Source organism: Brachybacterium sp. NPDC056505 (genome assembly GCF_042794925.1).
Lineage (GTDB): Bacteria > Actinomycetota > Actinomycetes > Actinomycetales > Dermabacteraceae > Brachybacterium > Brachybacterium kimchii.
This window is the reverse complement of the sequence record NZ_JBHTSV010000006.1, coordinates 1-26,007: the sequence shown is the minus strand read 5'-3', so window position 1 is coordinate 26,007 and position 26,007 is coordinate 1. Positions and strand designations below refer to the sequence as shown.

The following is a 26,007-nucleotide window of genomic DNA, read 5'->3' as shown; positions in this document are numbered from 1 at the left end:
GTCGCGTCAACCGCCCGGTCGCGTCAACCGGCCGGTCGCGTCAGCCGCCCGCGAAAGGCGGCAGCACGTCCACGCGATCGCCGTCCACGGGGCCGTCGTCCCGTCGCACCACGCCGTCGACGAGGAACGACCCGGTGGCGAGCACGCGTCGCATGGGGTCCCCGAAACGCTCGACCAGCCGGGTGCGCAGAGCGCCCAGCGTGGGGGCGTCGTCCGGTTCCCAGGTCTCCTGCTCGGTGCCGGCGGCGTCCGCCGCGGCGGCGAAGAAGCGAACGGTGAGCGTGGACATGCCTCCAGTCTAAGAGTCCGGGGAGGGGATGACGGGAGCCCGGGGGAGCGGGCCCGAACGGACACCGGACCCGCGTCCGCCCGGCCCCCGCGCACCCCTGCGCGCCTACCATGGGCAGCTATGGACACTCTCGCCGCACCTGCTGTGGAGCCGCTGGTCGCGCCGGGGCCGCCGCTCACCGCCGAGCAGGCCGAGCGGGCCCGACGCCAGCTCTCGCTGCCGGGGTTCGATGAGATCGCGCAGCGCCGCCTCGCCGCCGCCCGCGTGCTCGTGATCGGCGCCGGAGGACTGGGCAGCGCGAGCGTGCCCTACCTGGTGGGGGCGGGCGTCGGCACCATCGGCATCGTCGACGACGACGTCGTGGACCTCGTGAACCTGCATCGGCAGGTCGCCCATCGCACGGCGGACGTGGGTCGACCCAAGACCGCGTCGCTCGCCGACGCCGCGCGCGACCTGGATCCGGCGGTGAGGATCCACGAGCATCGTGTGCGGCTCACCTCCCAGAATGCGTTCGAGGTGCTCTCCGGGTACGACCTCGTGCTCGACGGGAGCGACAACTACCCCACGCGCTACCTCGTCGATGATGCCGCGCGGCTCACCGGCATCCCGCTCGTGTGGGGAGCGATCCTCCAGCACCACGGGCAGGTCTCCATCGCCTGGCACGAGCGGGGCCCGGGATACCGCGACCTGTTCCCCGCGCCCCCTGCCCCGGAGGACGTGGTCAGCTGCAGCACGGGCGGCGTGCTGCCCGGTCTGTGCGGCACCATCGGCACGCTCATGGCGACCGAGGCCCTCAAGCTGATCTGCGGGGTGGGCCGGCCCCTGATCGGCCGCGTCCTCGTCTACGACGCGCTCAGCGCCCGCACCCGCGAGATCCCCTTCGCCCGTGATCCGCAGGCCGAGCCGGTGACCGGGCTCGTCGACTACGAGCTGTTCTGCGCCGGGCCCGACGCGCCGCCCTCGGTCGGGGCCGACGAGCTCGCCGCGCGCCTGCGTGATGTGCGGGATGCCCAGGGCGCGGGAGGCGACGCGGCCGAGGACGGCGACCGCGCCGCCACGGCGCCCGTGATCCTCGACGTGCGCGATCCCGAGGAGGCGGCGCGCCTGCGGATCCCCGGCGCCCGACTGCTCCCTCTCGCCGAGCTCGAGGCCCGCGCCGAGGACGGCACCCGGCGCGACCTCCTGGAGGATGTGGCCCCGGCACCGGGCCCGCGCCGATCGGTCATCGTGCACTGCGAGCGCGATCCGCGCTCGGTGCGCGCGGCACGCCTGCTCTCCTCGCACGGGTCGGACGACGTCCGCTACCTGCGCGGCGGCATCCAGGAGCTCGCACGTCTCGCTCCCGAGCTGCTCGAGGGCACCTCCTCGACCACAGGCACCCCTCCCATCAACGGGAGCAGCAGGGGATGAGCACGACGACCGCGATGATCGTGCTCGGAGGCGGTGAGGGCCGCCGCCTGGGCGGCGTCTCCAAACCCGACCTCCTGCTCGGCGGCCGACGTCTCCTGGACCGTGTGCTCGACGCGGGATCCGGCTGCGCCCCGCTCGTGGTCGTCGCCCCGGACAGCGTGGAGGTGCCGAGCGGAGTCCTGCGCACCCTGGAGGACCCGCCCGCCGGAGGCCCCGTCGCAGGCATCGCCGCGGGCCTTGCGCTGCTGCGCGCCCACGAGGAGGGGCAGTCCGCGGGCGACCTCGGGAACGGCTCCGCCGACGGGCCGAGAGACGTGCTCGTCGTGGCGTGCGATCTTCCCGGCGCCGCGGGCTTCATCGGCCCGCTGCAGGCTGCGCGGGCCGAGCAGGTCGGGCATCGGAACCCCGGCGGACCGGACGGGCCGACCGGATCGAAAGAAGCGGCTGGTGAGGCCGGGGCGGACAGTCGGCCCGACACGGACGCCGCCCTCGACGGGGTGATCGCCGCGCACGCCGACGGCCGCCGCGAGCTGCTCGCGGTCCTCGCCGATCGCGCCGCGCTCGAGGCGTCGATCCGCGAGGGAGGCGCCCGCGACCGCTCGGTGCGCTCGCTGCTCGCCCCGCTCGCGCTCGAGCCCGTCTCGGTCCCAGAGGTCGCGATGGAAGACGTGGACACCTGGGAGCAGCACGCCGCGTGGGAACGACGGACGCCTTGAGGCGCAGCGTCGCGGGCCGTCCTCAGGCCGGCTCGGCCCCGAACTCGCCGACATGGGTGATCGAGAGGACGGGCTCGCCGGCTTCGTCGGTCGCCTCGAGATCGAGCTCGGCCTCGATGCCCCAGTCGTGGTTGCCGTCGGGGTCGTCGATCACCTGGCGGATGATCCAGCGCTTGGACTCCTCGCGGATCTGGAGGAGCTGCGGGGAGCGCGCGGGGGCATCGATGCCCACGTTGTCGTAGGCGTCGTAGTACTCGTCCATGGCGTTCGACCACGCCTTGCGGTCCCAGCCGGAGGCGCCGTCGAGCTCGCCCAGGCGCTCCTCGCGCTCGAAGGCGAAGTGCTCCACGCGCTGCCAGAGTGAGGCGCGGACCATCTGGCGCAGCACCTTGGTCTGGGCGGAGAGACCCCGCGGGGACGTCGGCCGCACCTCGCTCGCGGCGTCGGCCTCGTCCTCGGGATGGGTGAGCGCCTCCCACTCGTCGAGCAGGGAGGAGTCGATGCCTCGCACGAGCACGCCCAGCCACTCGATGACGTCCTCGAGCTCGTCGGTGCGGAGGTCCTGGGGGATCGTGCGGCTGAGCGCCCGGAAGGCGTCGGACAGGTAGCGCAGCACGATGCCCTCGGAGCGCTGCAGGCCGTAGCGCTGCACGAACTCGCTGAAGGTCTGGCCCGTCTCGTACATCTCGCGCACGATCGACTTCGGCGAGAGGTCGCCCTCGCGCACCCACGGGCGGTTCTTCCGGTAGATCTCGAGGGCGGCCTCGAGGTCCTCCTCGAGGGGCTTGGGCCAGGTGACCTCGTCCAGCAGGGCCATGCGCTCGGTGTACTCGACGCCGTCGGCCTTGAGCTCGGCGAGCAGCTCCCCGCGGGCCGCGTTCTGCTGGGCCAGCAGGATCTGCATCGGGTCCTCCAGGATCGCCTCGATGATCGAGACGGTGTCCATCGTGAGCGACTCGGAGTCCTCGTCGAGCGAGTCGATGACGGCGATCGCGAAGGGCGCGAGCGGTTGGGTCATCGTGAAGTCCAGCTGCAGATCCTCCACGAGCGCGATGCGCCGACCCAGGTGATCGTCCTTCTCGAGCGTCTCGATGATCTCCGCCTCCCGCAGGCCGCGGAAGATGTCGGCCGCCTGCTTGACCAGTCGCAGCTTCTGGTTGCTCGTCTGATGGGACTCCATGATCAGGTGCCGTGCCGAGGCGACCGCGCTGCCGGGACGGGCGATGAGCGCGAGCTCCATCGACGGGGTGATCTGCACGTGCGGGCGCAGCGTCTCGGGCGGGGACTCGATCAGCTTGGTCATGTTCTGCTCGGTCCAGTTGATCGCACCGTCGGGGATCCGCGGCTTGGGCTCCTTCTTGCGCTTCTTCGCGCTGTTGGGCGCCTTGCCGGCCTCCTCCCGCGCCTTCACGCGGGCCTGCTCCTTCGCGAACTCCACGGCCCATTCGGGCGCCTGCACCACGACATGGCCGACGGTGTCGTACCCGGCGCGGCCCGCGCGCCCGGCGATCTGGTGGAACTCGCGCGCGTTTAGCAGTCGCATGCGCTTGCCGTCGAACTTCGCGAGGCCCGTGAGCAGCACGGTGCGGATCGGCACGTTGATGCCGACCCCCAGGGTGTCGGTGCCGCAGATGATCTTCAGCAGACCCGACTGGGCGAGGCGCTCGACGAGCCGGCGGTACTTCGGGAGCATGCCGGCGTGATGGACGCCGATGCCCTGGCGCACGAGCTTCGAGAGGGTCTGGCCGAACCCCTTGGAGAAGCGGAAGTCGCCGATGAGCTCGCGGATCCGCTCCTTCTCCTCGGTTCCCAGGATCTTCGTGCCCATCAGCGCGGTCGCCTGGTCCAGGGCGTCCTTCTGGGTGAAGTTGACGATGTACACAGGGGCGTCGCGGTCGTCGAGGACGGTCTGGATCGTCTCCGGCAGCGGGTCGAGCGACCAGCGGAAGTCCAGCGGCACGGGCCTGGGGGCGTCGTCGACGACGGTGACGTCCCGGGCCGTGCGAGCCTCGAGGTCCTCGACGAAGAAGGAGACGTCGCCCAGGGTCGCGCTCATGAGCACGAACTGGCACGCGGGCAGCTCGATGAGAGGCACCTGCCAGGCCCAGCCGCGCTGGGAGTCCCCGTAGTAGTGGAACTCGTCCATGACGGCCACGCGCACATCGGACGTCTGCCCGTCGCGCAGCGCATGGTTCGCGAGGATCTCGGCGGTGCACACGATGATCGGGGCGTCATGGTTCACCGAGGAATCGCCGGTCATCATGCCCACGTTCTCGGCGCCGAACATCGCGACGAGATCGAAGAACTTCTCCGAGACGAGCGCCTTGATCGGCGCCGTGTAGTACGCCTTCTCGCCGCGGGCCATCGCAGCGAAGACCGCCGCGTAGGCGATCGTCGTCTTCCCCGATCCCGTGGGCGTCGCCGCGATCACGTGGTCGCCGGCGGCGATCGCCAGCAGCGCCTCCTCCTGGTGCGGGTACAGAGAGCGGCCCGAAGCCTCCTGAGAGGCGATGAAGCCGTCGACGACCTGATCCTGATCGGCGGGCACAGGGGGGAGGAAGGGGGTCAGCGAGGGCATGGGGACAGTCTGCCAGGGGAGGGGGACGGCCGGACGCCCCGCCATCAGCCGCCCGGGGAGCTCGGTCGTGAGCGCGCGTGACGGACCCGCTCGTGTCGACGTGCGGACCGGCGCTTCGGGATCACCACAGTATCGAGGGTGCTGCGGCAGCCCATGGGCGGGGCGGACGGTCGCCGCAGACCGGTGCGGCACAGAGACCGAGTACGTTCGAGACACGGTTGCCGTCCGCGCCGCGCCCTGATGATCGATGCCCCGCACCCGGGCGCCCCGCGTACCGCCCTCACGGAAGGACTCACGCATGACCCCCAAGCGATCCGACGACCCCGCCGCCCGCGAGCGCGAGGAGCACGCGCCCGCCCCCTCCGACTACTGGGACGAGGAGCGGCGACACGCCGCGATCCCCGCCGAGATCCGCCTCGATCCGGGCTCTCGGAGAACGAATTCCGAGGAATCCGAGAGCGACTGCGACGCCTCCGAGGAATCGCCCGAGCCGTCCAGCGGAAATGCTGATACCGGTCGCGGAGAATCGCTCTGAGGAAACGGGTTTCGGTTCCCGGCGATGCGTCCCGCCTTGTCCGGATCGGACCGGTTGGCGTGACTTTTGTGTGACGCATCACATGGTCTACGGTGGCGCCCGCGGCCCTTCCGGGCCCATCCCGATCCCACCCGAAAGGACCTCCGGTGATCACTCCTCGCACCGTTTCCGAATCCTCCTCGCGGCCCGGCTCCTCGCGTCTGCGCCGCTGCCTCCACCTCGCCGGCGGCGGTCTTTTCGCTGCAGGGCTCGTCATGGGCAGCGCCTCGTTCGCCGGCGCCGACCCGGGCGACAACGACTGGGGCGGCGAGAGCCACGCCCCGTCCGTCACCGAGCAGAAGGCGGCCTCGGACTATTGGACCCCGGAGCGCATGGAGAACGCGAAGTCGGCCGATGCGCTCGTCGACGACAAGAACGCCCCGAGCGGTGACGTGGCCTCGTCCGAGCCCAGCACCGTGCCCTCCCAGAAGGCCGACCCGGCCGTCCAGAAGTCCGTGCAGAAGCAGTCTGCGACGGACGGGGCCGAGACCGCCGCCGCGGGCGGCACCGACCACATCGGCAAGGTGTTCTTCACCCAGGGCGGCACGGACTACGTGTGCTCCGGCAACGCCGTCTCCTCGGGCAACAAGTCCACTGTCGCGACCGCCGGCCACTGCACCAACGAGGACGGCACCTGGGCCACGAACTGGACCTTCGTGCCCGGCTACGACCACGGTGATGCCCCCTACGGCAAGTGGACGGCCTCCGACCTCTACTCCACGCAGCAGTGGATCAGCAGCGAGGACATGAACTACGACGCGGCCTTCGCGGTCGTCTCGCCCGAGAGCGGATCGGCGGCCCTCACCGACACCGTCGGCGGCTCGGCCGTGGCCTTCAACGCCGAGCGCGGCCAGCAGTACACCTCCTACGGGTACCCGGCCGCCGCGCCGTTCGACGGCGAGAGCCTTGAGAACTGCCAGGGCACCGCGTTCGACGACACCCTCGGCGACACCGACGACCAGGGCATCGACTGCGACATGACCGGCGGATCGTCCGGCGGCCCCTGGTTCCTGGGCGGCGATGCCTCGGGCGCCCAGAACTCGGTGAACAGCTTCGGCTACACCAGCCAGGCCAACGTGATGTACGGGCCGTACTTCGGCGACGTCATCCAGTCCACCTACCAGGAGGCCGCGAACTCCTGATCCAGGTCTTCGCGCACTTCCCCTCGGACGGGTCGGCACCTGCGGGTGCCGGCCCGTCCTTCGTGCACCGGACGGGAGCGCGGCGATCGGACGCGCGATCACCTCGGGCGCATCGTCCTGTCGGACGCCGTCGTCGCCCGCGCCGTCAGCCGGCGGCGGGCAGCAGCGCGGCGAGCGGCTCGACGTGCGCGAGGATCCGCTCGCGCAGCTCGTCGGCGCCCGCAGCGAGCTCCCGCTGGCGCCGCTGGTACTCGGACTTGCCGTCGGACGTCTCGATCGGGACGGCCCCGAAGCCGAGCGGGCGCACGTCGTACGGACTCGCCTCCATGTCGAGCACGCGCGTTGCGCGCGCGTGCTCGAAGCAGTCGAGGACCAGGTCGGAAGGGACCAGGGGCACGAGCTTCATCGCCCACTTGTACAGGTCCATGCCCACGTGCAGGCACGCGGGGTTGTCGCGTCGCACCTGCGTGTCGCGCGTGGGCGCCGTCGCGTTGCGCGGCACGGCCTCGGCCGTGAAGAAGCGGAACGCGTCCACGTGGGAGCACACGAGTCGTTCGCGCTCGACGACCGCGTCGGTCTCCTCCCGGCCCAGACGCAGCGGCAGGTCCTCGTGGCGCTGCGCGCCCTCGGGCAGGCGATAGACCATCGCCCACTCGTGGAGCCCGAAGCACGCGAGGTTCGGCCGGCGCTCGCGCAGCGAGGACGAGCGGAGCAGGCGGGCCATGAATACCAGCGCGTCGGCCCGCTCGGCGAGATAGCGGCAGACGTCGGCTCGGCGCAGCGTCGACGGACCGCGGTGCGGGCCCCCGGTGCGCGACGCCGTGTCCGTGGGCGCCGTGTCGCCGGGCCGGTCGAGGTACCACGAGCGCACCCCGTCATGGACGTCGCCGACCGTGCCGTCGCCCGGCCCCGGATCCGCCGCCGCGTCGTAGGCGACGTCCCAGCCGGGATGCCAGCGCCGCAGGCGCGCGGGGGAGAAGGGGTAATAGGTGAACAGGAAGTCCTCGACGGGGTGCTTCTCCCCGCGGCGGCGGCGCTCCCGGTGCTCCGCGGTCAGGGCGTCCGCCCGCTCCTCGTGCGCGCGGCGCAGTGTCCTCGCCTCCTCGGCCGAGAGGACGGCGCGCGGGGCGGGCACATCGGCGCTCCCGGCGGGGACGTCGTCGGGCGCCGCGGGGGAGTCGGAGGGCGGAAGGGGCACCCGGCCAGTCTGGCACCCGCCGTCGTCGCCGCCCCGCCCCGTGTGCCCGGGATCGCGGGGGACCCGCCCGCGCCGTCGGCCCTAGACTGGGAGCCATGCGCATCGCCCGATACACGACCGGTGACGACCCCAGCTTCGGCATCGTCCAGGAGAAGGACGGCACGGAGTACGTCTACGGCATCACCGGAGACCCCCTGTACACCGAGATCCGGCCCAGCGGGAAGCGGCATCCGCTCGCGGACGTGCGCCTGCTGGCCCCGGTGATCCCGCGCTCGAAGGTGGTGTGCGTCGGCAAGAACTACGCCGCGCACGCCGCGGAGATGGGCACCGAGGTCCCCGAGCAGGCGCTCTACTTCCTCAAGCCCAACACCGCCGTGATCGGCCCCGACGAGCCCATCGTCCTGCCCGCCTACAGCACCGAGGTCAGCCTCGAGGCGGAGCTCGCCGTGGTCATCCAGCGCATGGCCAAGGACATCGACGCGGAGCACGCCTCCGACGTGATCCTGGGGTACACCTGCGCGAACGATCTCACCGCCCGCGACGCCCAGCGCGCCGAGAACCAGTGGTTCCGCGCGAAGGCCTTCGACACCTCCTGCCCGCTCGGCCCCTGGATCGAGACCGACGTCGATCCGTCGGCCCTCGCGATCGGGTCGACGGTGGACGGCGACCTCGCCCAGGACGGCAGCACGGCCGACATGCTCCGTCGCGTCCCCGAGCTCGTGGCGGAGATCTCCCGCGTGACGACGCTGCTCCCGGGCGACGTCATCCTCACCGGCACGCCCGCCGGCGTGCGCTCGGTCGGCGCCGGCAGCGTCATCGACGTGACCATCGAGGGCGTCGGCACGCTCACCAACCCCGTCGTCCGCCGCTGAGGCGACGGGCCGCCCCCGCACCTCTCATCACCCGCCCGCCGCCTCCCGCGGCATCCCGAAGGAGTCCTCCCGCGTGACCCACGCTCCCGCCACCGCACCGACCACCGAGGCCACCGGCGCCGACATCCGCGTGCGCTTCTGCCCGAGCCCCACCGGCACCCCGCACGTGGGCATGGTGCGCACCGCCCTGTACAACTGGGCGCACGCGCGGCGCCACGGCGGCACGCTCATCTTCCGCATCGAGGACACCGACGCCGCGCGCGACAGCGAGGAGTCCTACCACCAGCTGCTCGACGCCATGCGCTGGCTCGGCATCGACTGGGACGAGGGCGTCGAGGTGGGCGGGCCCGACGGTCCCTACCGTCAGTCCCAGCGCGGCGAGATCTACGCCGACGTGATCGCGAAGCTCAAGGACGCCGGCGTCATCTACGAGTCCTTCTCCACGCCCGAGGAGATCACCGAGCGCCATCGCGCCGCCGGACGCGACCCGCAGCTCGGCTACGACGGCTTCGACCGCGACCTCACCGAGGAGCAGAAGGCCGCCTTCCGCGCCGAGGGCCGCCTGCCGGTGTGGCGCCTGCGCATGCCCGACGACGACATCACCTTCGAGGACATGGTGCGCGGCGAGATCACCTTCAAGGCGGGCTCGACCCCGGACTTCGTGGTGGTCCGCGGTAACGGCCAGCCGCTGTACACGCTGGTCAACCCCGTGGACGACGCGCTGATGGGCGTCACCCACGTGCTGCGGGGCGAGGACCTGCTCTCCTCCACGCCCCGCCAGATCGCCCTGTACCGCGCGCTCATCGAGGTGGGCGTCGCGACCGCCATCCCGCGCTTCGGGCACCTCCCGTACGTGCTCGGCGAGGGCAACAAGAAGCTCTCCAAGCGCGACCCGGAGTCCAACCTCTTCAACTACCGCGACCAGGGCTTCCTGCCCGAGGGCATGGTCAACTACCTGGCGCTGCTGGGCTGGGGCTACAGCGCCGACCAGGACGTCTTCACCCGTGAGCAGATGGTGGAGCGCTTCGACGCGAGCGACGTGAACCCGAACCCCGCCCACGTGGACTTCAAGAAGGCGACCGCCATCAACGCGGACCACATGCGCATGCTGGATCCGGTCGAGTTCACCGAGCGCATGGTGCCCTACCTGCAGAAGGCCGGCATCGTCTCGGACCCGATCACCGAGCACGAGCACTCGGTGCTCGCCGCGGCGAGCCCGCTGGTCCAGCCCCGCATGAACCTGCTGGGCGAGGCCCCGGACATGCTCCGCTTCCTCTTCATCGACGACGCGGATCTCACCATCGCCGAGGACGCCCTGAAGAAGATGGGCGAGGACCCCGCCGCGGTTGTGGACCGCGCGATCACGGAGGTCGAGGCGATCGCCGAGGACGACTTCACGGCCGCCCGCCTCGAGGAGGCGCTGCGCGCCGCGATCGTCGAGGACATGGGCATCAAGCCGCGCCTCGCCTTCGGCCCCCTGCGCTCGGCGATCTCCGGCCGCCGCATCTCCCCGCCGCTGTTCGAGTCCATCGAGCTGCTGGGCCGCGACTCCTCCCTCGCCCGTCTGCGTGCGGGCCGCGAGGTCTTCGCCGGGCTCGCCTGAGCGCCCGGTTCCGTGGGTGTCGGGGCAGTGGACGCGTCGTGAGCGATGACGGGGTGAGCTCGGTGGGTGCGGCGGAGCGGGGTGCGTCGGCCGACGGGCCGACTCCCTCTCCGGCGCACCTCGCCGAGCACCTGGCAGGGGTCGACGCCGTGCTCCTGGACATCGACCACACACTCGTCGACACGGCCGCTGCCTTCGCCCGCGCCCTCGGCCGGTCGCTGATCCCGATGCTGAGGGCGCGGCACGGCGCGTCCATGCAGGCCGGGAGCTCGGAGCTCGCCTCGGGCTCCGACGATCACGTGACGGGCATCGACGACCGGGCGACGGGCGTCGACGAACAGGCGATGGGCGCCGACGAGGGGACGATCATCGCGCGCTGGTCGGCCGATCCGGGGGATCACTACCGCTCCTACACGCGGGGCGAGGTCCCCTACGCCGTCCAGCGCCACGCCCGGATCGACGAGATCGCGCACTGGCTGGGCCTCGCCTCCTTCTCGGACACCGAGTACGAGGCGTTCGCCCGTGGCTTCGACGCGGAGTTCATCCCCGCGTGCACTGCTTTCGAGGACGCCCGACCCGCCGTGCTCGCGCTGCGCGAGGCCGGGGTGTCCGTCGGCGCGGTCTCGAACGCTTCTCGCTCCCTGCAGGAGCGCAAGCTCGAGTCCACGGGGCTCGCGGACGTCGTCCCGCTGCTCGTGACCGTCGAGACCTTCGGCGTGGGCAAGCCCGATCCGCGCGTCTTCCGCGAGGGCGCCCGCCTGCTCGGCGTCGATCCCGCCCGCACCGCGTACGTGGGCGACGAGCCGGACGTGGACGCGCAGGCCGCAGAACTCGCAGGCCTTCGTGGCGTGCTTCTCAGGCGCCCCACCGACGAACGCTCCCTCGGGCACCGAGAACCGCGCCCTGACCAGCGCAGATACTGCGAGGTGGGAGACCTCACAGGGGTCACGGCCGCGATCGCTTTGCCGACGAGCACGCGGACCGGGTAATGTTCTATCTCGTTGCGGCACCCGCACCGCGGACCCCGGTCCTCGGAAAGGTGCTCTGACCTTGGGGTATGGTGTAATCGGCAACACGACGGTTTCTGGTACCGTTATTCTAGGTTCGAGTCCTGGTACCCCAGCGCTTCACCCTCGCTCAGGCGAGGAGTTCGAAGTCCGCGCCCCGTTCGTCTAGCGGCCCAGGACGTCGCCCTCTCACGGCGGTAACACCGGTTCAAATCCGGTACGGGGTACCAGCAGATCCTCGATCTGCGGCAGGTCCAGGACCTGCATCGCGGTCCTCGGGATCGCATCTCGGAACCATGACCTGCGCGTCGGGTCATCGCTCCGGAGCGTCGATCCTCGGATCGGCAGTCGGTCTCCGGATCGGCACAGGCCCCGTTCGTCTAGCGGCCTAGGACGTCGCCCTCTCACGGCGGTAACACCGGTTCAAATCCGGTACGGGGTACGAGCAAGGACAGAAGGAGCCGGCATCCACGCGGATGCCGGCTCCTTCTGCATGCGGGCAGACGCTCGTGTTGTTGAGCGGCGTATACGGGACCTCTCTGCCATATCTGGCAGAGAGGTCCCGTATGTGCCGCCCCGTGACGGCACCGCGCCGTGACAGGGCGCCCCCTGATGCCACCGCGCAGTGACGAGGCGGCCCCCGAAGCCATCGCCCTGCGGCCGCTCCGCCCCGGCTCAGCCGCCCGCGCGGCGCAGGACCTCGCTGAGGTGGTTTGCGGAGCTGATCACGGCGGCGGCGTGCAGGCGGCCGGGCTGTCGGGTGATGCGCTCGAGCGGGCCCGAGACGCTCAGGGCCGCGATCACGCGCCCACCCGGACCGCGCACCGGGGCCGAGACGGAGCCGACTCCCGCCTCGCGCTCACCGATGGACTGGGCCCAGCCGCGGCGCCTGACCGCGGAGAGCATGGTCGCGGTGAAGCGGGCGCCATGGAGGCCGCGGTGCAGGCGGTCCGGCTCCTCCCAGGCCAGCAGGATCTGGGCGGCCGAGCCGGCCTTCATCGTCAGGGTGGACCCGAGCGGCACGGAGTCGCGCAGGCCGATGGGCGGCTCGGCGCTCGCCACGCAGATGCGGTGGTCGCCCTGGCGGCGGTAGAGCTGGGCGGACTCGCCCGTGTGGTCGCGCAGCGCGGTGAGCACGGGGCCCGCGGCGGCGAGCAGACGGTCCTCGCCCGCGGCGGCGGAGAGCTCCCCGAGGCGGGGCCCCAGGATGAAACGACCCTGCATGTCGCGCGCCACCAGGCGATGATGCTCCAGTGCCACCGCGAGGCGATGGGCCGTGGGGCGGGCCAGTCCCGTGGACTGGACGAGCTGGGCGAGGGTCGCAGGGCCTGCTTCGAGGGCTCCGAGGACGGTTGCGGCCTTGTCGAGCACGCCGACGCCGCTTCCGCCCTCCTCCGTGGTGGTGTCCATGCTCCGATATTGCCGTCTTATTTGTTGAGACGCAAGTGCGCAGCGGCATTTCCCTCGCGACGATTGCAGTGTTCCGGCCGAGCGTCGGTGCGCGCGACGACTTCGTCGGCCCCCGGGCCGTCGGGCCCGTCGGCCCCGCACCGGGCCCGCACCGGAGGCCGACCCGGCATCGTGCCGGACCTCATCCGGCGCGGACGCCGGATGATCACGAGGGAAGGAAGAGGAGCCATGGCGAGCACGCTCGCGGAGAAGGTGTGGAAGGACCATGTGGTGCGCCGGGGAGAGAACGGCGAGCCCGACCTGCTCTACATCGACCTCCAGCTCCTCCACGAGGTGACCAGCCCCCAGGCCTTCGACGGACTGCGCCAGGAGGGCCGCGACCTGCGCCGCGTGGACCAGACCATCGCGACCGAGGACCACAACACCCCCACGGTCGACATCGACAAGCCGATCGCCGACATCACCTCCCGCACCCAGATCGACACCCTGCGCCGCAACGCCGAGGAGTTCGGCGTGCGCATCCACTCCCTGGGCGACCGGGAGCAGGGCATCGTGCACGTCGTCGGCCCGCAGCTGGGGCTCACCATGCCGGGCATCACCGTGGTCTGCGGCGACTCGCACACCTCCACCCACGGCGCCTTCGGTGCGCTCGCCTTCGGCATCGGCACCAGCGAGGTCGAGCACGTGATGGCGACCCAGACGCTGCCGCTCGCCCCCTTCAAGACCATGGCGATCACCGTGGACGGCACCCTGAAGCCGGGCGTGAGCGCGAAGGACATCATCCTCGCGGTGATCGCGAAGATCGGCACCGGCGGCGGTGCGGGCTACGTGCTCGAGTACCGCGGCGAGGCGATCCGCAGCCTCTCCATGGAGGGGCGGATGACCATCTGCAACATGTCGATCGAGGCCGGTGCCCGCGCGGGCATGGTCGCCCCCGACGAGACCACCTTCGAGTACGTCAAGGGTCGTCCCCACGCCCCGGAGGGCGAGCTGTGGGACGAGGCCGTCGAGTACTGGAGGTCGTTGCGCACCGATGAGGGCGCGGCCTTCGACGCGGAGGTCGTGATCGACGCCGACGAGCTCGAGCCGTTCGTCACCTGGGGCACGAACCCCGGGCAGGGCCTGCCGCTGTCGGCCGCGGTCCCCGCACCAGAGGACTTCACGGACGATACGTCGCGGGCGAGCGCCGAGAGCGCTCTGAAGTACATGGACCTGGTGCCCGGCACGCCGCTCAAGGACATCCGCGTGGACACCGTGTTCATGGGCTCGTGCACGAACTCGCGCATCGAGGACCTGCGGGCCTTCGTGGACGTGATCCGCGGGCGCAGCAAGGACCCGGACGTGCGGGTGATGGTGGTCCCCGGCTCGGCGCGCGTGAAGCTGCAGGCCGAGCAGGAGGGCCTGGACCGCGAGATCCTCGCCTTCGGCGCCGAGTGGCGCCAGGCCGGCTGCTCCATGTGCCTGGGCATGAACCCCGATCAGCTCGCGCCGGGGGAGCGCTGCGCGTCGACCTCGAACCGCAACTTCGAGGGCAGGCAGGGCAAGGGAGGCCGCACCCACCTGGTCTCCCCGGTGGTCGCCGCGGCGACCGCGGTGCGCGGCACCCTGAGCTCCCCGTCGGACCTCGAGCCCGTCGACCCCGCGGCCGAGCCGCCCCGCGCCGAGCGCGTGCCGCTCCCGGGCGGACTGCGCATCGCCTGAGCGCGAGCACGCATCGGCCGACGACCCACGAGCGAGGAAGCACAGACCATGGAGAAGTTCACCACCCACAGCGGCGTCGGCGTCCCACTGCGCCGCAGCAACGTCGACACCGACCAGATCATCCCCGCCGTCTACCTCAAGCGGGTCACCAAGACCGGCTTCGACGACGGCCTCTTCGTCAACTGGCGCAAGGACCCCGATTTCATCCTGAACCAGGAGCCCTACTCGCACGGCTCGGTGCTCGTGGCCGGCTCCGACTTCGGCACCGGCTCCTCCCGCGAGCACGCCGTCTGGGCGCTGCGCGACTACGGCTTCAAGGCCGTGCTCTCGAGCCGCTTCGCCGAGATCTTCCGCGGCAACGCCGGCAAGCAGGGCCTGGTCGCGGCCAAGCTCTCCCAGGACGACATCGAGCAGCTGTGGAAGATCCTCGAGGAGGCGCCGGGCACACAGATCACCGTCGACCTCGAGAACGAGCAGGTCCATGCGGCCGACGCCACCTTCCGCTTCGACATCGACCAGTACACCCGCTGGCGCCTCATGGAGGGCCTGGACGACGTCGGCCTGACCCTGCGCCACGAGGCCGACATCTCCGCGTTCGAGACGAGGCGACCGCGCTGGATGCCCAAGACGCTGCCCGCGCGCGCCGCGGACTGAGCAGCGGCCGACGTCCAGCCCCGCCACATCGCCCTCCGGTACTCTGTCGGGATCGGAGGACGGACCCCGCCCGGGGGTCCCCGGAACGCTTCAAGGACGATATGACCTCGACATTCCACGTGCGCGGAGGGCGCCCGCTCAACGGTGACATCACCGTGCGCGGCGCCAAGAACCTCGTCTCCAAGGCGATGGTGGCGGCGCTGCTGGGCGAGGAGCCCAGCCTGCTGCGCTCCGTGCCCGACATCCGCGACGTGCAGATCGTCGCGGATCTGCTCAGGGTCCACGGCGTGAAGATCGAGCGCGACGTCGAGGCGGGCCTGATTCGCATGGACCCCTCGAACGTCGAGCGCGCGCACGCCACCGAGATCGACGCGCACGCGGGCAGCTCGCGGATCCCGATCCTGTTCTGCGGCCCGCTGCTGCACCGCCTGGGCGAGGCGATCATCCCCGACCTGGGCGGCTGCCGCATCGGCGACCGGCCCATCAACTACCACCTCGACGTGCTGCGCGAGTTCGGCGCCCACGTGGACAAGCGCGAGCTGGGCATCCACATCACCGCGCCGAACGGGCTCAAGGGCACGAAGATCCATCTCGAGTACCCGAGCGTCGGCGCGACCGAGCAGGTGCTGCTGACGGCCGTGCGCGCCGAGGGCCTCACCGAGCTCACCAACGCGGCCGTCGAGCCGGAGATCGAGGACCTCATCGCCGTCCTGCAGAAGATGGGCGCGCTCATCACCCTGCAGACGGACCGCACCATCACGATCGAGGGCGTCGAGCGCCTCGGCGGCTACGAGCACGTGGCGATCCCCGACCGCATCGAGGCGGCCAGCTGGGCCTGCGCGGCGCTCGTGACCAAGGGCGACGTCTTCGTGCGCAACGCCCAGCAGAAGCCGATGTCCACGTTCCTCAACGTGTTCCGCCGGATCGGCGGCGGGCTGGACATCACCGAGGAGGGCATCCGCTTCTTCCGGCCCGACGAGCCGCTGCGCTCGATCGCCATGGAGACCGACGTCCACCCCGGCTTCATGACCGACTGGCAGCAGCCGCTCGTCGTCGCGCTCACCCAGGCCGAGGGCATCTCCATCGTGCACGAGACCGTCTACGAGAACCGCCTGGGCTTCACCCGGGCCCTCAACGACATGGGCGCCCGCATCCAGGTCTACCGCGAATGCCTGGGCGGCTCGAGCTGCCGCTTCGGCTGGCGCAACTTCAACCACTCGGCCGTGATCTCCGGGCCCCAGGAGCTGCACGGGGCCGACATCACCGTTCCCGACCTGCGCGGCGGGTTCTCGTACCTCATCGCCGCGCTCGGCGCCGACGGCGTCAGCTCGATCCACGGCATCGACCTCATCGACCGCGGCTACGAGGCCTTCCGCGACAAGCTCACGGCGCTCGGCGCCGAGTACTGGGAGGACTGAGAGGACGCATGAGCGAGCAGCACGACGACATCCTCGAGGGCACGACCGTCGACCGCACGCCTGGGGACCGTGCGTCAGCGGGCCGCACGCCTGGGGACCGCGCCTCCGAGGATCGCGGCGACGGGGTGACGAGCGCGGCGGCGAGCTCGCTCGCGCTGCGTGACATCCCCGTGCCCGACTACTGCGATGTGGTGATCGTCCCCACCCGCGGGGTCGACGTCGAGGACCCGCGAGTGTGGGCGGAGGCGATCTTCTCCCACGAGAACACGCCGCTGGGCACGCGCGGCCTGCGCGCCCTGCGCGACGAGGCCGTGCGCCTGTTCGACATGGTCCCGCCGCCCGAGAAGCAGTACGTGACCGACGAGGTCCGCGGCAGCGAGGCGCTGATCAAGGACGACGACCAGAACCTCTCGGTGCGGATCGGCGTGGCGCTCCTGCCCGGCGGCGAGCTGCTGCAGGTCACCACGGCCGTGAAGTACCGCTCGGTCCGCGGCCGCATCGCCTTCGCGCCGCGGCGCATGATGCACGCGGCGGCCGTCAACGCGCTCGCCCGGCGCGCGCCCGCGACCGTGCGCCGCCGTGCGCTCGGACCCCGCACCACCGGTCCGCGCACCGTCACCGACCGTGCGCCCCGTCGGGCCCTCGGCCGCGGCAGGTTCCTCGGCCGATGACCCGCATCGCCGTGCTCGGCGCCGGCAGCTGGGGGAGCACCTTCTCGCTGGTCCTCGCCGACGCCGGCTGCGAGGCCGTCCTCTGGGCGCGGCGCGAGGAGACCGCCCGCGAGATCCGCGACCACGGGGCCAACCCCGCGTATCTCGGCGACGTCCGTCTGCCCGAGCGGGTCACCGCCACCTCCGAGATCGACGAGGCACTCGACGGGGTCGACGGAGTGGTCCTCGCCCTGCCCGCCCAGAGCCTCCGCGAGAACCTCTCCGCCTGGCGCACGGGAGGCAGCACGCTGCCCGCGGTGCCCGTGCTCTCGCTCGCCAAGGGCATCGAGCGCGGCACCGACCTGCGCATGAGCCAGGTGATCGCCGAGGCCGGAGAGGTCGACCCGCAGCGCGTCGCCGTGCTGTCCGGTCCGAACCTCGCCGTGGAGATCGCCCGGCGCCAGCCGTGCGCGAGCGTCATCGCCGCGCACGACGAGCAGCTCGCGCGCACGGTCGCGACCTGGTGCGCCGCCCCCTCCTTCCGCCCGTACACCTCGAAGGACGTCATCGGCGTCGAGGTCGCCGGAGCGGTCAAGAACGTGATCGCGATCGCCGTCGGCGCCGCCGCGGGGCTCGGCTACGGCGACAACGCCCGCGCGAGCCTCATCACCCGCGGCCTCGCCGAGATCACCCGCCTGGGCGTCGCCGTGGGCGGGCAGGCGAGCACCTTCGCGGGACTCGCGGGGATGGGCGATCTCGTCGCCACCTGCGCCTCCCCGCTCTCGCGCAACCACCGCATGGGCCACGCGCTGGGACGGGGACTGGACGTCGGGGAGGCCGCCGCCGAGGTGGGCCAGACCGCCGAGGGCGTCGCCACCGCGCGCGCCGTGGACGAGACCGCCCGCAGGCTCGGGATCGACATGCCGATCACCCGCGGCGTCGTCGACGTCGTCGATCACGGAGTCCCGATCGAGCAGGTCACCACGGCGTTGCTCGCGCGCTCCGTGCGACCCGAGTGACTACTCTCGACCCCATGACCTCCACCATCGCGCTCCTGTTCGGCGGCCGCTCCGGCGAGCACGGCATCTCCTGCGTGACAGCGGGCGGCATCCTCGGCGCGATCGACCGTGAGCGGTACGACGTCGTCGCGATCGGCATCACCCGCCAGGGGCGCTGGCTGCACGTGAGCGACGACCCCGCCGACTGGCAGCTGCGCGGGGCGACCCCGCCCGAGGTCCCGGCCGACGGGGACGAGGTGCTCCTGCCCGCGGTCACCAAGACCCCCGGCGCACCGGTGCCGCTGCGCGTGGTCCGGGACGGTCGCGTGGAGCCGCTCGCGGAGGTCGACGCGGTGCTCCCCCTGCTGCACGGCCCCTACGGCGAGGACGGCACGGTCCAGGGCGCCCTCGACCTGCTCGACATCCCCTACGTGGGCAGCGGCGTCCTCGCCTCCGCCACCTGCATGGACAAGACGGCCACGAAGGCCGCCCTCGACGCCGCGGGCATCGCGTCGGCCCCGTCCATCAGCGTCCACGAGGACGAGTGGGCGCAGCGGGCCGAGGAGGTCACCGGGAGCGTGCGCGAGCGCCTCGCCGCGCCGTGGTTCGTCAAGCCCGCCCGCGCCGGCTCGAGCCTGGGCGTCTCCAAGGTGACCGACCCCGCGGAGCTCGAGCACGCCGTGAAGACCGCCTTCGCGGAGGATCCGCTGATCCTCATCGAGCAGGGCGTGGTGGGCAGGGAGGTCGAGTGCGGCGTGCTCCAGGGCCGCGGCGGCGACGATCCGCGCACCACCGAGCCGGGCGAGGTCATCGTGGGCGACGACCTGGACTTCTACGACTACGAGTCGAAGTACTTCGGCAAGGGGACCGTGAGCATCCAGGTGCCCGCGGCCCTGCCGGACGGCGCCGCGGAGCGCGTGCGCGAGGTCGCCGGGCGCGCTTTCACCGCGCTGCGCCTCGAGGGCCTGGGCCGCGTGGACGTCTTCGTGACCGAGACGGGAGAGGTCGTGGTCAACGAGGTCAACACGATGCCCGGCTTCACGCCGTCCTCGATGTTCCCCGTGCTCTGGGAGAACATGGGCATGGACTACACGAGCCTCATCAGCGACCTGCTCGAGCAGGCGCGGACCCGCCGCATCGGTCTGCGCTGAGGGGCCTACTGGACGTCGTCGGCGCCGAGGCAGTGGCGCTCGGCGGGGATCGACGTCACCAGGTCGGTGAGGTCCAGTGCCGCGGCCGAGGCCTGGTCGCCGACGACCTCGCGCGGCACGGTGAGGTCGATCGCCGGGGTGCGTCCGTAGGTCGTGAACCGCACGATCCCGTCCGACGAGCCGTCCTCGTCGATGATCCAGTCCACGCCGGTGCCGTCGGCGTCGGTGAGGGTCGTGCACATCTGCGTGGTCGGACCCGGGGGAGCGACGCCGCAGCGCAGCACGATCGCCTCGTCGCCGCTGCCCCAGGCGAGAGTGCCCTGGCTGCTGGTCGCGTGTCGCGACTGGCCCTCGAGCTGCTCCGGCGCGTCCTGCACGATCTGCGCGCACGCCGGATCCGCGGCGTCCTCGCCCGCGGGCACGCGCACCGTGGCGCACGCCGAGCAGCCGAGCACCAGCGCCCCGGCGAGCAGGGCGGGGAGCGCGGGGAGGCGGGGCAGAGCGCGACGCATCCCCCGAGGATATCGGGCCTGACCTCGGGCACACTGGGGGGATGACGCGCATCGAGCACCTCACCGAGTCCGGCCTGCTGGAGCGGATCACGCCCGGGCTCGCCCAGGGCTCCGACGTCGAGCTGGGCCCCGGCGACGACGCGGCCGTGGTGCGCCTGGCCTCCCCGCGACTGGTCATCACGACCGACACCCTCACCGAGGGGCACGACTTCCTGCTGTCCGCGACCCGGCCGGAATGGATCGGTCGCAAGGCCGCGGTGCAGAACCTCGCCGACGTGGCCGCGATGGGCGCGCGCCCGCAGGCCGTCGTCGTCTCGGTCTCCGCTCCGCGCGAGACGCCCGCGGAGCTGCTCGAGGGCATCAGCCGCGGTCTCGCCGAGAGGTGCGCGCGCGAGGGCGTGAGCGTCGTGGGCGGCGACCTCGGTGCGGCCGACGCGCTCTCGATCACCGTCACCGCGGTCGGGGCGCTCCCGGAGGGGCAGGCGCCGGTCCGACGGGACGGAGCGCGGCCCGACCAGGTGCTCGCGCTCGGCAGCCCTCTGATCGGCCGTTCCGCCGCCGGTCTCGCGCTCGTCCTCGCGGGAGAGGGGGAGGCGCTGGTCGGAGATCGTGGGGACGACGGCGCCGACGGCGGCCGGAGCCCCGACGTGACCCCTGCCGCCCTCGTGGCCTGGCACGACGCACCCGACCCCGAGATCTCCCTGGGCTGGACGGCATGCCCCGGGCGCGCTCGGGCCATGCTCGACGTGTCCGACGGACTCGCCCGCGACGGCGGACGCATCGCACGGGCGAGCGGCGTCGTCCTCGACCTGGATCGCGCCGTGCTGGCGGCCGATGCCGACGCGCTCGCACCGGCCGCGGATCTCCTCACCGAGCGCGCCGACCCCTGGCAGTGGGTGCTGGGCGGCGGGGAGGAGCATGCCCTCCTCGCGACCTTCGAGGAGGGCGAGATCCCCGCGGGGTTCCGACGGATCGGCCTGGTGCGCGCCCTCGCGCCGGGGGAGGAGCCCGGTGTGGTGCTCGACGGCGCAGTGCTCGCCGACCTCGGCTTCGATCACTTCGGATAGGCTCACCTCACTGCGGGCCGATCGTCGGCCCGACGATCCGAGGAGGCCCACCACCCATGGCGTTCACCGACGCCCGCCGCTTCCGCGGGCACCACCTCGCGCGCGTCGCCCGCACCGCGCAGGTCGGCCCGCACATGATCCGCGTGACCCTCGAGGGCGAGGACGTCACCACGATCCCGGCCCACGGCTTCGACCAGTGGGTGCGTCTGTTCCTGCCGCACCCCGAGGGCGGGACCGACTACTCGCGCGTGCCCGAGGGCTTCGGCCTCGCCGGGGCGCTGAAGTACCTGACCACGAGCTCTGGCAAGCGTCCGCCCGTGCGCAGCTACACCATCCGCGAGCTGCGCGCCGAGGACGGCGAGCTCGACATCGACTTCGTCTCCCACGGCGACGCCGGAATCGCCGGCCCCTGGGCACGCCGCGCGAAGGAGGGCGAGCAGGTGATGATGATCGACCAGGGCCGCGGATTCGATCTCCTGGCCCATGCCGCCTCCGTGCTGCTCGTCGGCGAGGAGTCCGCGCTGCCCGCGATCCTCGGCATCCTGCGCGACCTTCCGCGCAGCACGAGCGGCACCGCGATCCTCGAGATCCCCGAGGCGGCCGACGAGCAGCCCCACGAGGCCCCGGAGAACATGGAGGTGCGCTGGATCCTGCGCGCCGACCCGCACGACCGCCCCGGTGTGCTCGCCCTCGAGGCGCTGCGCGAGCTGCCACCGGTGCACGGCGCCGAGCTGCAGGCGTACCTCGCCGGAGAGCAGGCGCTCGTGGCTGAGGGGCGCCGCCACCTGGTCGCGCACGAGGTGCCCAAGAAGCGCATCGAGTTCACCGGCTACTGGAGGTTCGGCAAGGCCGCCCTCTGACTCGTCGCCGGACCGGGCAGCTCAGACCTGCGCTTCGGCGCCCATCACGACGGTGCGCTCGGGCGGCAGGTGCAGGGCGTGGGTCTTGTTCGCGGAGAACTTCTCGAGCAGACGGAACAGGCCCTTCTGCCAGTGGGGCATGCAGCGGTCCTCGCCGGGCTCGATGCGGAAGACGGACAGGAAGTAGATCGCCTTCCTCGGGTCCACCCGCAGCTCGGGGGAGAGGCCCACGGCCTCGGTGAGCGCCGCGGGCAGGTCCTGGGAGTCGTTGAAGCCGACCTTGTAGGTGACGTGCACGATGCCGTCGTGCGGATCGCCGAGGTCGCTGACCTGCACGCGGGCATCGTGCAGCACGTGCGGGACCCCCACGTTGCGGATCGTGATGATGACGACGTTGCGATGCACCATGCGGTTGAAACGGAGGTTCGAGCGCAGCGCGAGCGGGACCGTCGTGGGATCGCCGTGCGGGTACACCGCGAGGCCCGGGACCCGTCGGACATGCTTCTCGCGGATCTCCCGGACGAACTCGTCGATCGGCCCCTCGAGGGCGTGACGGCGCCCGAAGTACTCGCGCGCCCCGCGCCGCCACGTCAGCATGACCACGAGCAGCGCCGCGGCGATGACCAGGGGCAGCCAGCCGCCCGAGGCGACCTTGATGACGTTGCCCGCGAACAGGGCGAGCTCGAGCCCCCCGACGATGACGGCCATGAGCACCACGCGCCACAGCGGCCATCCCCACACGCGCAGCGCCAGCAGGAGGAACAGGGACAGCTCGAGCAGGAGCGTGCCCGTCACCGAGAGCCCGTAGGCGGAGGCCAGGGACTCCGAGGAGCGGAAGGCGAGCACCAGGGTCAGCACGCCAAGGAACAGGAAGAGGTTCACCACCGGCAGGTAGATCTGCCCGCCGTGGATCTTCGAGGTCTGCAGGACCTTCAGCCGCGGCAGCAGGCCCAGTCGGGTCGCCTGCCGGGAGACCGAGAAGGCGCCGGAGATGACCGCCTGGGAGGCGATGACCGTGGCCATCGCCGCGAGCACCACGAGCGGGATCCGCGCCCACGACGGGGCGAGGCGGAAGAAGGGGCTGGCGATCGCCGAGGGGTCGGAGAGGATCAGCGCGCCCTGCCCGAAGTAGCAGATGAGCAGGGACGGCAGGATCAGGCACAGCCACGCGAGGGCGATCGGGCGCCGGCCGAAGTGGCCCATGTCGGCGTAGAGCGCCTCGGCGCCCGTGATCGCGAGGACCACCGCGCCCATCGCGATGAACGCGACGACGGGCCGGTCCAGCGCGAAGACGATCGCATAGCTGGGGGAGATGGCGCGCAGGATCGAGAGGTTCGAGAGCAGGTGCGGCAGGCCCAGCGCGGCGATCGCGAGGAACCAGCACACCATGATCGGCCCGAAGGCCTTCCCGATCGCGCCCGTTCCCCACCGCTGCACGAGGAAGAGCCCGGTGAGGACCACGACCGCCGCGGGCACCACCCAGGCGCCGAGCGCCGGGTTCGCCACCTGCAGGCCCTCGAAGGCGCTGAGCACGGAGATCGCCGGGGTGATCACGGAGTCGCCGTAGAAGAGGGTCGCCCCGATGATCGCGAGGATCAGGGCGATCGACGCCTGCGTTGAGCGTTTGCCGAGCTTGCGCTGGATGAGGTTCGCGAGGGACAGGATGCCGCCCTCGCCCTGGTTGTCGGCCCGCAGGATCACGCCCACATAGGTGACCGTGACGATGAGGATCAGGCACCACACGATCATCGAGATCACGCCGAGCACGTCCTGGTCGGTGGGGGCGACGGAGTTGTGGTGGGTGCTGAAGACGGTCTGCAGGGAGTACAGGGGGCTCGTGCCGATGTCGCCGAACACGACGCCCGCGGCGCCGAGCATGAGAGCCGCGACGGGCTGGCGGCGGCGGGGCCGGCCGTCGGGATCGAGCAGGGCCCGACGGGAGCGTCGCGGGCCGCGCGGCGGGGGAGTCGAGCGGGTCCCGGGGGACATGTGCGGAGCAGGGTCCGAGGGTTCCGCGTCCGATGAGGCCGCGCGCGGGGAGCCCGCGCCCGGCGCCTCGGTGCTCGGGGCGTCTGCCGTGGAAGGGGACTCAGCCGACGGGGCGGCTGCGGGGGTGATGCTCCCGCGAGAATGCGGGGCACGGCCTGGTTCAGTGACCACGAGCGGACATCCTGCCACTGCCGGGGTCCGATGCACAGAGCCCGCCCGCAGCACGCGCGATCCGTGCGTCACATGGGGGGATCCGAGCACCGGGCGGCTGCTGCTCCTCCCATGACCCACCGCGCGCAGACGGCGATCCGCACACCCCGCCTCGCCCGCGCGCACAATGGGGCCATGAGCATCGGCATCCGCACCTCGTTCCTCCCTCACACCGACCCCGACGCCTCCCTCGCCTTCTGGCGCGACGTCATCGGCTTCGACGTCCGCCTCGACGTGGGCCAGGGCGCCATGCGGTGGATCACCGTCGGCCCGAAGGACGACGAGTCGGTTTCGATCGTCCTCGCCCCGCCGGTCGTCGACCCCGCCGCGACCGACGAGGAGCGCGCCGCCGTCGCCTCCCTCATGGCCAAGGGCGTCTTCGCCATGGTGCTGCTGTCCACCGACGACGTCGACGCCGAGTTCGCACGCATCGAGGCCGCCGGGGCCGACGTCATCCAGGAGCCCACGGATCAGGACTGGGGGCCGCGCGACTGCGCGCTGCGCGACCCGGCGGGCAACATCGTCCGCCTCCAGCAGGTCGGCTGAGCGGCCCCGATGCCGGAGCGCCGCGCCGACGGCCGGGCGGAGCGCGCGGAGCTCGTGCCTCCGCTGCGTCTCGCCCATCCTCTGCGCTGACGCGCGCCGCGGCCGACGGTCGGAGCCGCCGGGGATTCCCGAGTGTCTGGAGAATCTCGTCGGCCGATCGCGCGGGGACCTGCGGGACTACGCTTGAGGGGTCGCCCGCCGCAGGGGTGCGTTCGCGAGATCGCACCCGTCTAAGGAGCATCGCTCCGGACAGCCCGGCGGGCATCCATCCGCACCCGAGCTCCGAGGAGACGACCGTGCCCTTCACCGTCAAGGCCCTGCAGAAGACCGGCCCCGACCAGCCGTACAAGGTCGCAGAGATCCAGCGTCGCGACCCTCGACCCGCCGATGTCGTCATCGACATCAAGGCCGCGGGCATCTGCCACAGCGACATCCACACCATCCGCAACGAGTGGGGCGAGGCGCACTTCCCGCTCACCGTCGGCCACGAGATCGCGGGCGTCGTCTCCGCCGTCGGCGACCAGGTCACGAAGTACTCCGTGGGCGACCGCGTCGGCGTGGGCTGCATGGTCGACTCGTGCGGCGAGTGCGAGCAGTGCCTCGCCGGCCAGGAGCAGGACTGCCTGAACGGCAGCGTCGGCACCTACAACGTCAAGGACGTCGACGGCACCATCACCCAGGGCGGCTACTCGCAGAAGGTCGTCGTCGACGAGCGCTTCGTGTGCCGCATCCCCGACGGCCTCGACTTCGACGTCGCCGCCCCGCTGCTGTGCGCCGGCATCACGACCTACGCCCCGCTCGCCCGCTGGGGCGTCGGCGAGGGCAAGAAGGTCGCCGTGCTGGGCCTCGGCGGCCTCGGCCACATGGGCGTCCAGCTCGCGGCGGCCATGGGCGCCGAGGTCACCGTGCTCTCGCGCTCGCGCAAGAAGGAGCAGCTCGCGATCGATCTGGGCGCGACCCGGATGCTCCCGACCACCGAGGACGGCTTCTACGAGGAGCACCGCGGCGAGTTCGACCTGATCCTCAACACGATCAGCGCCGACATCCCCGTCGACAGCTACCTGCGGCTGCTCAAGCCGCACGGCGTGATGGCCGTCGTCGGCCTCCCGCCGGCCGCGCAGCCGCTGCACTTCGGTGCACTGATCGGCGGCGGCAAGGTGCTCGCCGGCTCCAACATCGGCGGCATCGCCGAGACCCAGGAGATGCTCGACTTCTGCGCCGAGCACGGCATCGGCGCCCAGATCGAGGTCATCGGGGTCGACGAGGTCGACGCGACCTACGACCGCGTGGTCAACGGCGAGGTCTACTTCCGCGCCGTGATCGACACCGCGACCTTCGAGGACGCTCCGGTCGGCGTCTGAGCCCCGACCCGCGCGACGGTCGGTGATCGACCGCGCGCACACGGTGCCCCGTGCACCGGCGTCCGACGGGCCCGGCGGCCTCCTTCAGGGG

23 protein-coding genes and 3 tRNA genes are annotated in these 26,007 nt (G+C 71.9%); 20 read left to right on the top strand and 6 right to left on the bottom strand.

What is annotated here, in order from left to right; genetic code table 11:
• Positions 1-40: 40 nt before the first annotated feature.
• A complete protein-coding gene (locus ACFQ53_RS05980; RefSeq protein ID WP_377856757.1) occupies positions 41-289 on the bottom strand; it encodes a MoaD/ThiS family protein in 249 nt (82 codons plus the stop codon).
• Positions 290-409: 120 nt separating this feature from the next.
• Between ACFQ53_RS05980 and ACFQ53_RS05975 the strand changes: the two genes are divergently transcribed.
• Entirely contained in the window at positions 410-1,699 is a 1,290-nt protein-coding gene (locus ACFQ53_RS05975) for a ThiF family adenylyltransferase (RefSeq protein WP_377856754.1), read from the top strand.
• Complete coding sequence (locus tag ACFQ53_RS05970) at positions 1,696-2,415, top strand: molybdenum cofactor guanylyltransferase (protein WP_377856751.1); 720 nt, start codon at positions 1,696-1,698, stop codon at positions 2,413-2,415. Before ACFQ53_RS05975 ends, ACFQ53_RS05970 begins: the two co-directional genes overlap by 4 nt.
• 22 nt (positions 2,416-2,437) lie before the next feature.
• Here ACFQ53_RS05970 and ACFQ53_RS05965 read toward each other — a convergent pair whose 3' ends face one another.
• Complete coding sequence (locus tag ACFQ53_RS05965; RefSeq protein ID WP_377856748.1) at positions 2,438-4,993, bottom strand: DEAD/DEAH box helicase; 2,556 nt, start codon at positions 4,991-4,993, stop codon at positions 2,438-2,440.
• Positions 4,994-5,291: 298 nt separating this feature from the next.
• Between ACFQ53_RS05965 and ACFQ53_RS05960 the strand changes: the two genes are divergently transcribed.
• Both ACFQ53_RS05960 and ACFQ53_RS05955 read left to right on the top strand, forming a co-directional pair.
• Positions 5,292-5,528 (top strand): hypothetical protein, encoded by a 237-nt coding sequence (locus tag ACFQ53_RS05960; protein ID WP_377856745.1) that lies wholly within the window; start codon positions 5,292-5,294, stop codon positions 5,526-5,528.
• A 146-nt stretch (positions 5,529-5,674) separates the two neighbouring features.
• A complete protein-coding gene (locus tag ACFQ53_RS05955) occupies positions 5,675-6,709 on the top strand; it encodes a trypsin-like serine peptidase (protein ID WP_377856743.1) in 1,035 nt (344 codons plus the stop codon).
• A gap of 145 nt (positions 6,710-6,854) precedes the next feature.
• On the opposite strand, the gene ACFQ53_RS05950 is transcribed toward ACFQ53_RS05955, so the two are convergent.
• Positions 6,855-7,844, bottom strand: coding sequence for a 3-methyladenine DNA glycosylase (locus tag ACFQ53_RS05950; protein WP_377857052.1), 990 nt, complete (start codon positions 7,842-7,844; stop codon positions 6,855-6,857).
• Positions 7,845-8,002: 158 nt separating this feature from the next.
• On the opposite strand from ACFQ53_RS05950, the gene ACFQ53_RS05945 reads away from it, so the two are divergent.
• From ACFQ53_RS05945 to ACFQ53_RS05920, 6 genes are all read left to right on the top strand, one after another.
• Positions 8,003-8,779: a fumarylacetoacetate hydrolase family protein gene (locus ACFQ53_RS05945; protein WP_249479451.1), complete on the top strand. Its 777-nt coding sequence runs from the start codon at positions 8,003-8,005 to the stop codon at positions 8,777-8,779.
• A gap of 172 nt (positions 8,780-8,951) precedes the next feature.
• Complete coding sequence (gene gltX / locus ACFQ53_RS05940) at positions 8,952-10,382, top strand: glutamate--tRNA ligase (protein ID WP_377857049.1); 1,431 nt, start codon at positions 8,952-8,954, stop codon at positions 10,380-10,382.
• Positions 10,383-10,420: 38 nt separating this feature from the next.
• Positions 10,421-11,371 (top strand): HAD family hydrolase, encoded by a 951-nt coding sequence (locus tag ACFQ53_RS05935; RefSeq protein WP_377856738.1) that lies wholly within the window; start codon positions 10,421-10,423, stop codon positions 11,369-11,371.
• Between the two features lie 62 nt (positions 11,372-11,433).
• Positions 11,434-11,505: transfer RNA gene (locus tag ACFQ53_RS05930), tRNA-Gln, on the top strand.
• Positions 11,506-11,543: 38 nt separating this feature from the next.
• Positions 11,544-11,619, top strand: a tRNA-Glu gene (locus ACFQ53_RS05925).
• A 139-nt stretch (positions 11,620-11,758) separates the two neighbouring features.
• Positions 11,759-11,831: transfer RNA gene (locus ACFQ53_RS05920), tRNA-Glu, on the top strand.
• A gap of 233 nt (positions 11,832-12,064) precedes the next feature.
• On the opposite strand, the gene ACFQ53_RS05915 is transcribed toward ACFQ53_RS05920, so the two are convergent.
• The gene (locus tag ACFQ53_RS05915) at positions 12,065-12,799 is read right to left on the bottom strand and encodes an IclR family transcriptional regulator (RefSeq protein ID WP_152352762.1); all 735 of its coding nucleotides are present in this window, start codon (positions 12,797-12,799) and stop codon (positions 12,065-12,067) included.
• Between the two features lie 228 nt (positions 12,800-13,027).
• Here ACFQ53_RS05915 and leuC point away from each other — a divergent pair, with 228 nt between their 5' ends.
• From leuC to ACFQ53_RS05885, 6 genes are all read left to right on the top strand, one after another.
• On the top strand, positions 13,028-14,500 hold the full coding sequence (gene leuC / locus ACFQ53_RS05910; protein WP_377856735.1) for a 3-isopropylmalate dehydratase large subunit: 1,473 nt from the start codon (positions 13,028-13,030) through the stop codon (positions 14,498-14,500).
• A gap of 48 nt (positions 14,501-14,548) precedes the next feature.
• Positions 14,549-15,154: a 3-isopropylmalate dehydratase small subunit gene (gene leuD / locus ACFQ53_RS05905; RefSeq protein WP_377856732.1), complete on the top strand. Its 606-nt coding sequence runs from the start codon at positions 14,549-14,551 to the stop codon at positions 15,152-15,154.
• Positions 15,155-15,255: 101 nt separating this feature from the next.
• Positions 15,256-16,572, top strand: coding sequence for a UDP-N-acetylglucosamine 1-carboxyvinyltransferase (gene murA, locus ACFQ53_RS05900; protein WP_249479455.1), 1,317 nt, complete (start codon positions 15,256-15,258; stop codon positions 16,570-16,572).
• 8 nt (positions 16,573-16,580) lie between these two features.
• Positions 16,581-17,243 carry a hypothetical protein gene (locus ACFQ53_RS05895; RefSeq protein ID WP_377856728.1) on the top strand — a complete coding sequence of 221 codons (663 nt, stop codon included), beginning with the start codon at positions 16,581-16,583 and terminating at the stop codon, positions 17,241-17,243.
• Positions 17,240-18,241 carry an NAD(P)H-dependent glycerol-3-phosphate dehydrogenase gene (locus tag ACFQ53_RS05890; RefSeq protein ID WP_377856725.1) on the top strand — a complete coding sequence of 334 codons (1,002 nt, stop codon included), beginning with the start codon at positions 17,240-17,242 and terminating at the stop codon, positions 18,239-18,241. Before ACFQ53_RS05895 ends, ACFQ53_RS05890 begins: the two co-directional genes overlap by 4 nt.
• Positions 18,242-18,255: 14 nt before the next feature.
• Positions 18,256-19,371: a D-alanine--D-alanine ligase family protein gene (locus ACFQ53_RS05885; RefSeq protein ID WP_377856722.1), complete on the top strand. Its 1,116-nt coding sequence runs from the start codon at positions 18,256-18,258 to the stop codon at positions 19,369-19,371.
• A gap of 5 nt (positions 19,372-19,376) precedes the next feature.
• Here the strand turns inward: ACFQ53_RS05885 and ACFQ53_RS05880 are convergent, their stop codons facing one another.
• Positions 19,377-19,883: a DUF3515 family protein gene (locus tag ACFQ53_RS05880; RefSeq protein ID WP_249479459.1), complete on the bottom strand. Its 507-nt coding sequence runs from the start codon at positions 19,881-19,883 to the stop codon at positions 19,377-19,379.
• Between the two features lie 41 nt (positions 19,884-19,924).
• Between ACFQ53_RS05880 and thiL the strand changes: the two genes are divergently transcribed.
• A complete protein-coding gene (gene thiL / locus ACFQ53_RS05875; protein WP_377856718.1) occupies positions 19,925-20,950 on the top strand; it encodes a thiamine-phosphate kinase in 1,026 nt (341 codons plus the stop codon).
• 56 nt (positions 20,951-21,006) lie between these two features.
• Positions 21,007-21,810 (top strand): siderophore-interacting protein, encoded by an 804-nt coding sequence (locus tag ACFQ53_RS05870; protein WP_377856715.1) that lies wholly within the window; start codon positions 21,007-21,009, stop codon positions 21,808-21,810.
• 21 nt (positions 21,811-21,831) lie between these two features.
• Here the strand turns inward: ACFQ53_RS05870 and ACFQ53_RS05865 are convergent, their stop codons facing one another.
• A complete protein-coding gene (locus ACFQ53_RS05865; protein ID WP_377856712.1) occupies positions 21,832-23,799 on the bottom strand; it encodes a potassium transporter Kup in 1,968 nt (655 codons plus the stop codon).
• A 345-nt stretch (positions 23,800-24,144) separates the two neighbouring features.
• Between ACFQ53_RS05865 and ACFQ53_RS05860 the strand changes: the two genes are divergently transcribed.
• Together ACFQ53_RS05860 and ACFQ53_RS05855 are read left to right on the top strand one after the other, a co-directional pair.
• Positions 24,145-24,555 (top strand): VOC family protein, encoded by a 411-nt coding sequence (locus ACFQ53_RS05860; RefSeq protein WP_228358279.1) that lies wholly within the window; start codon positions 24,145-24,147, stop codon positions 24,553-24,555.
• Positions 24,556-24,851: 296 nt separating this feature from the next.
• On the top strand, positions 24,852-25,916 hold the full coding sequence (locus ACFQ53_RS05855) for an NAD(P)-dependent alcohol dehydrogenase (protein ID WP_249479469.1): 1,065 nt from the start codon (positions 24,852-24,854) through the stop codon (positions 25,914-25,916).
• Positions 25,917-26,007: the final 91 nt, after the last annotated feature.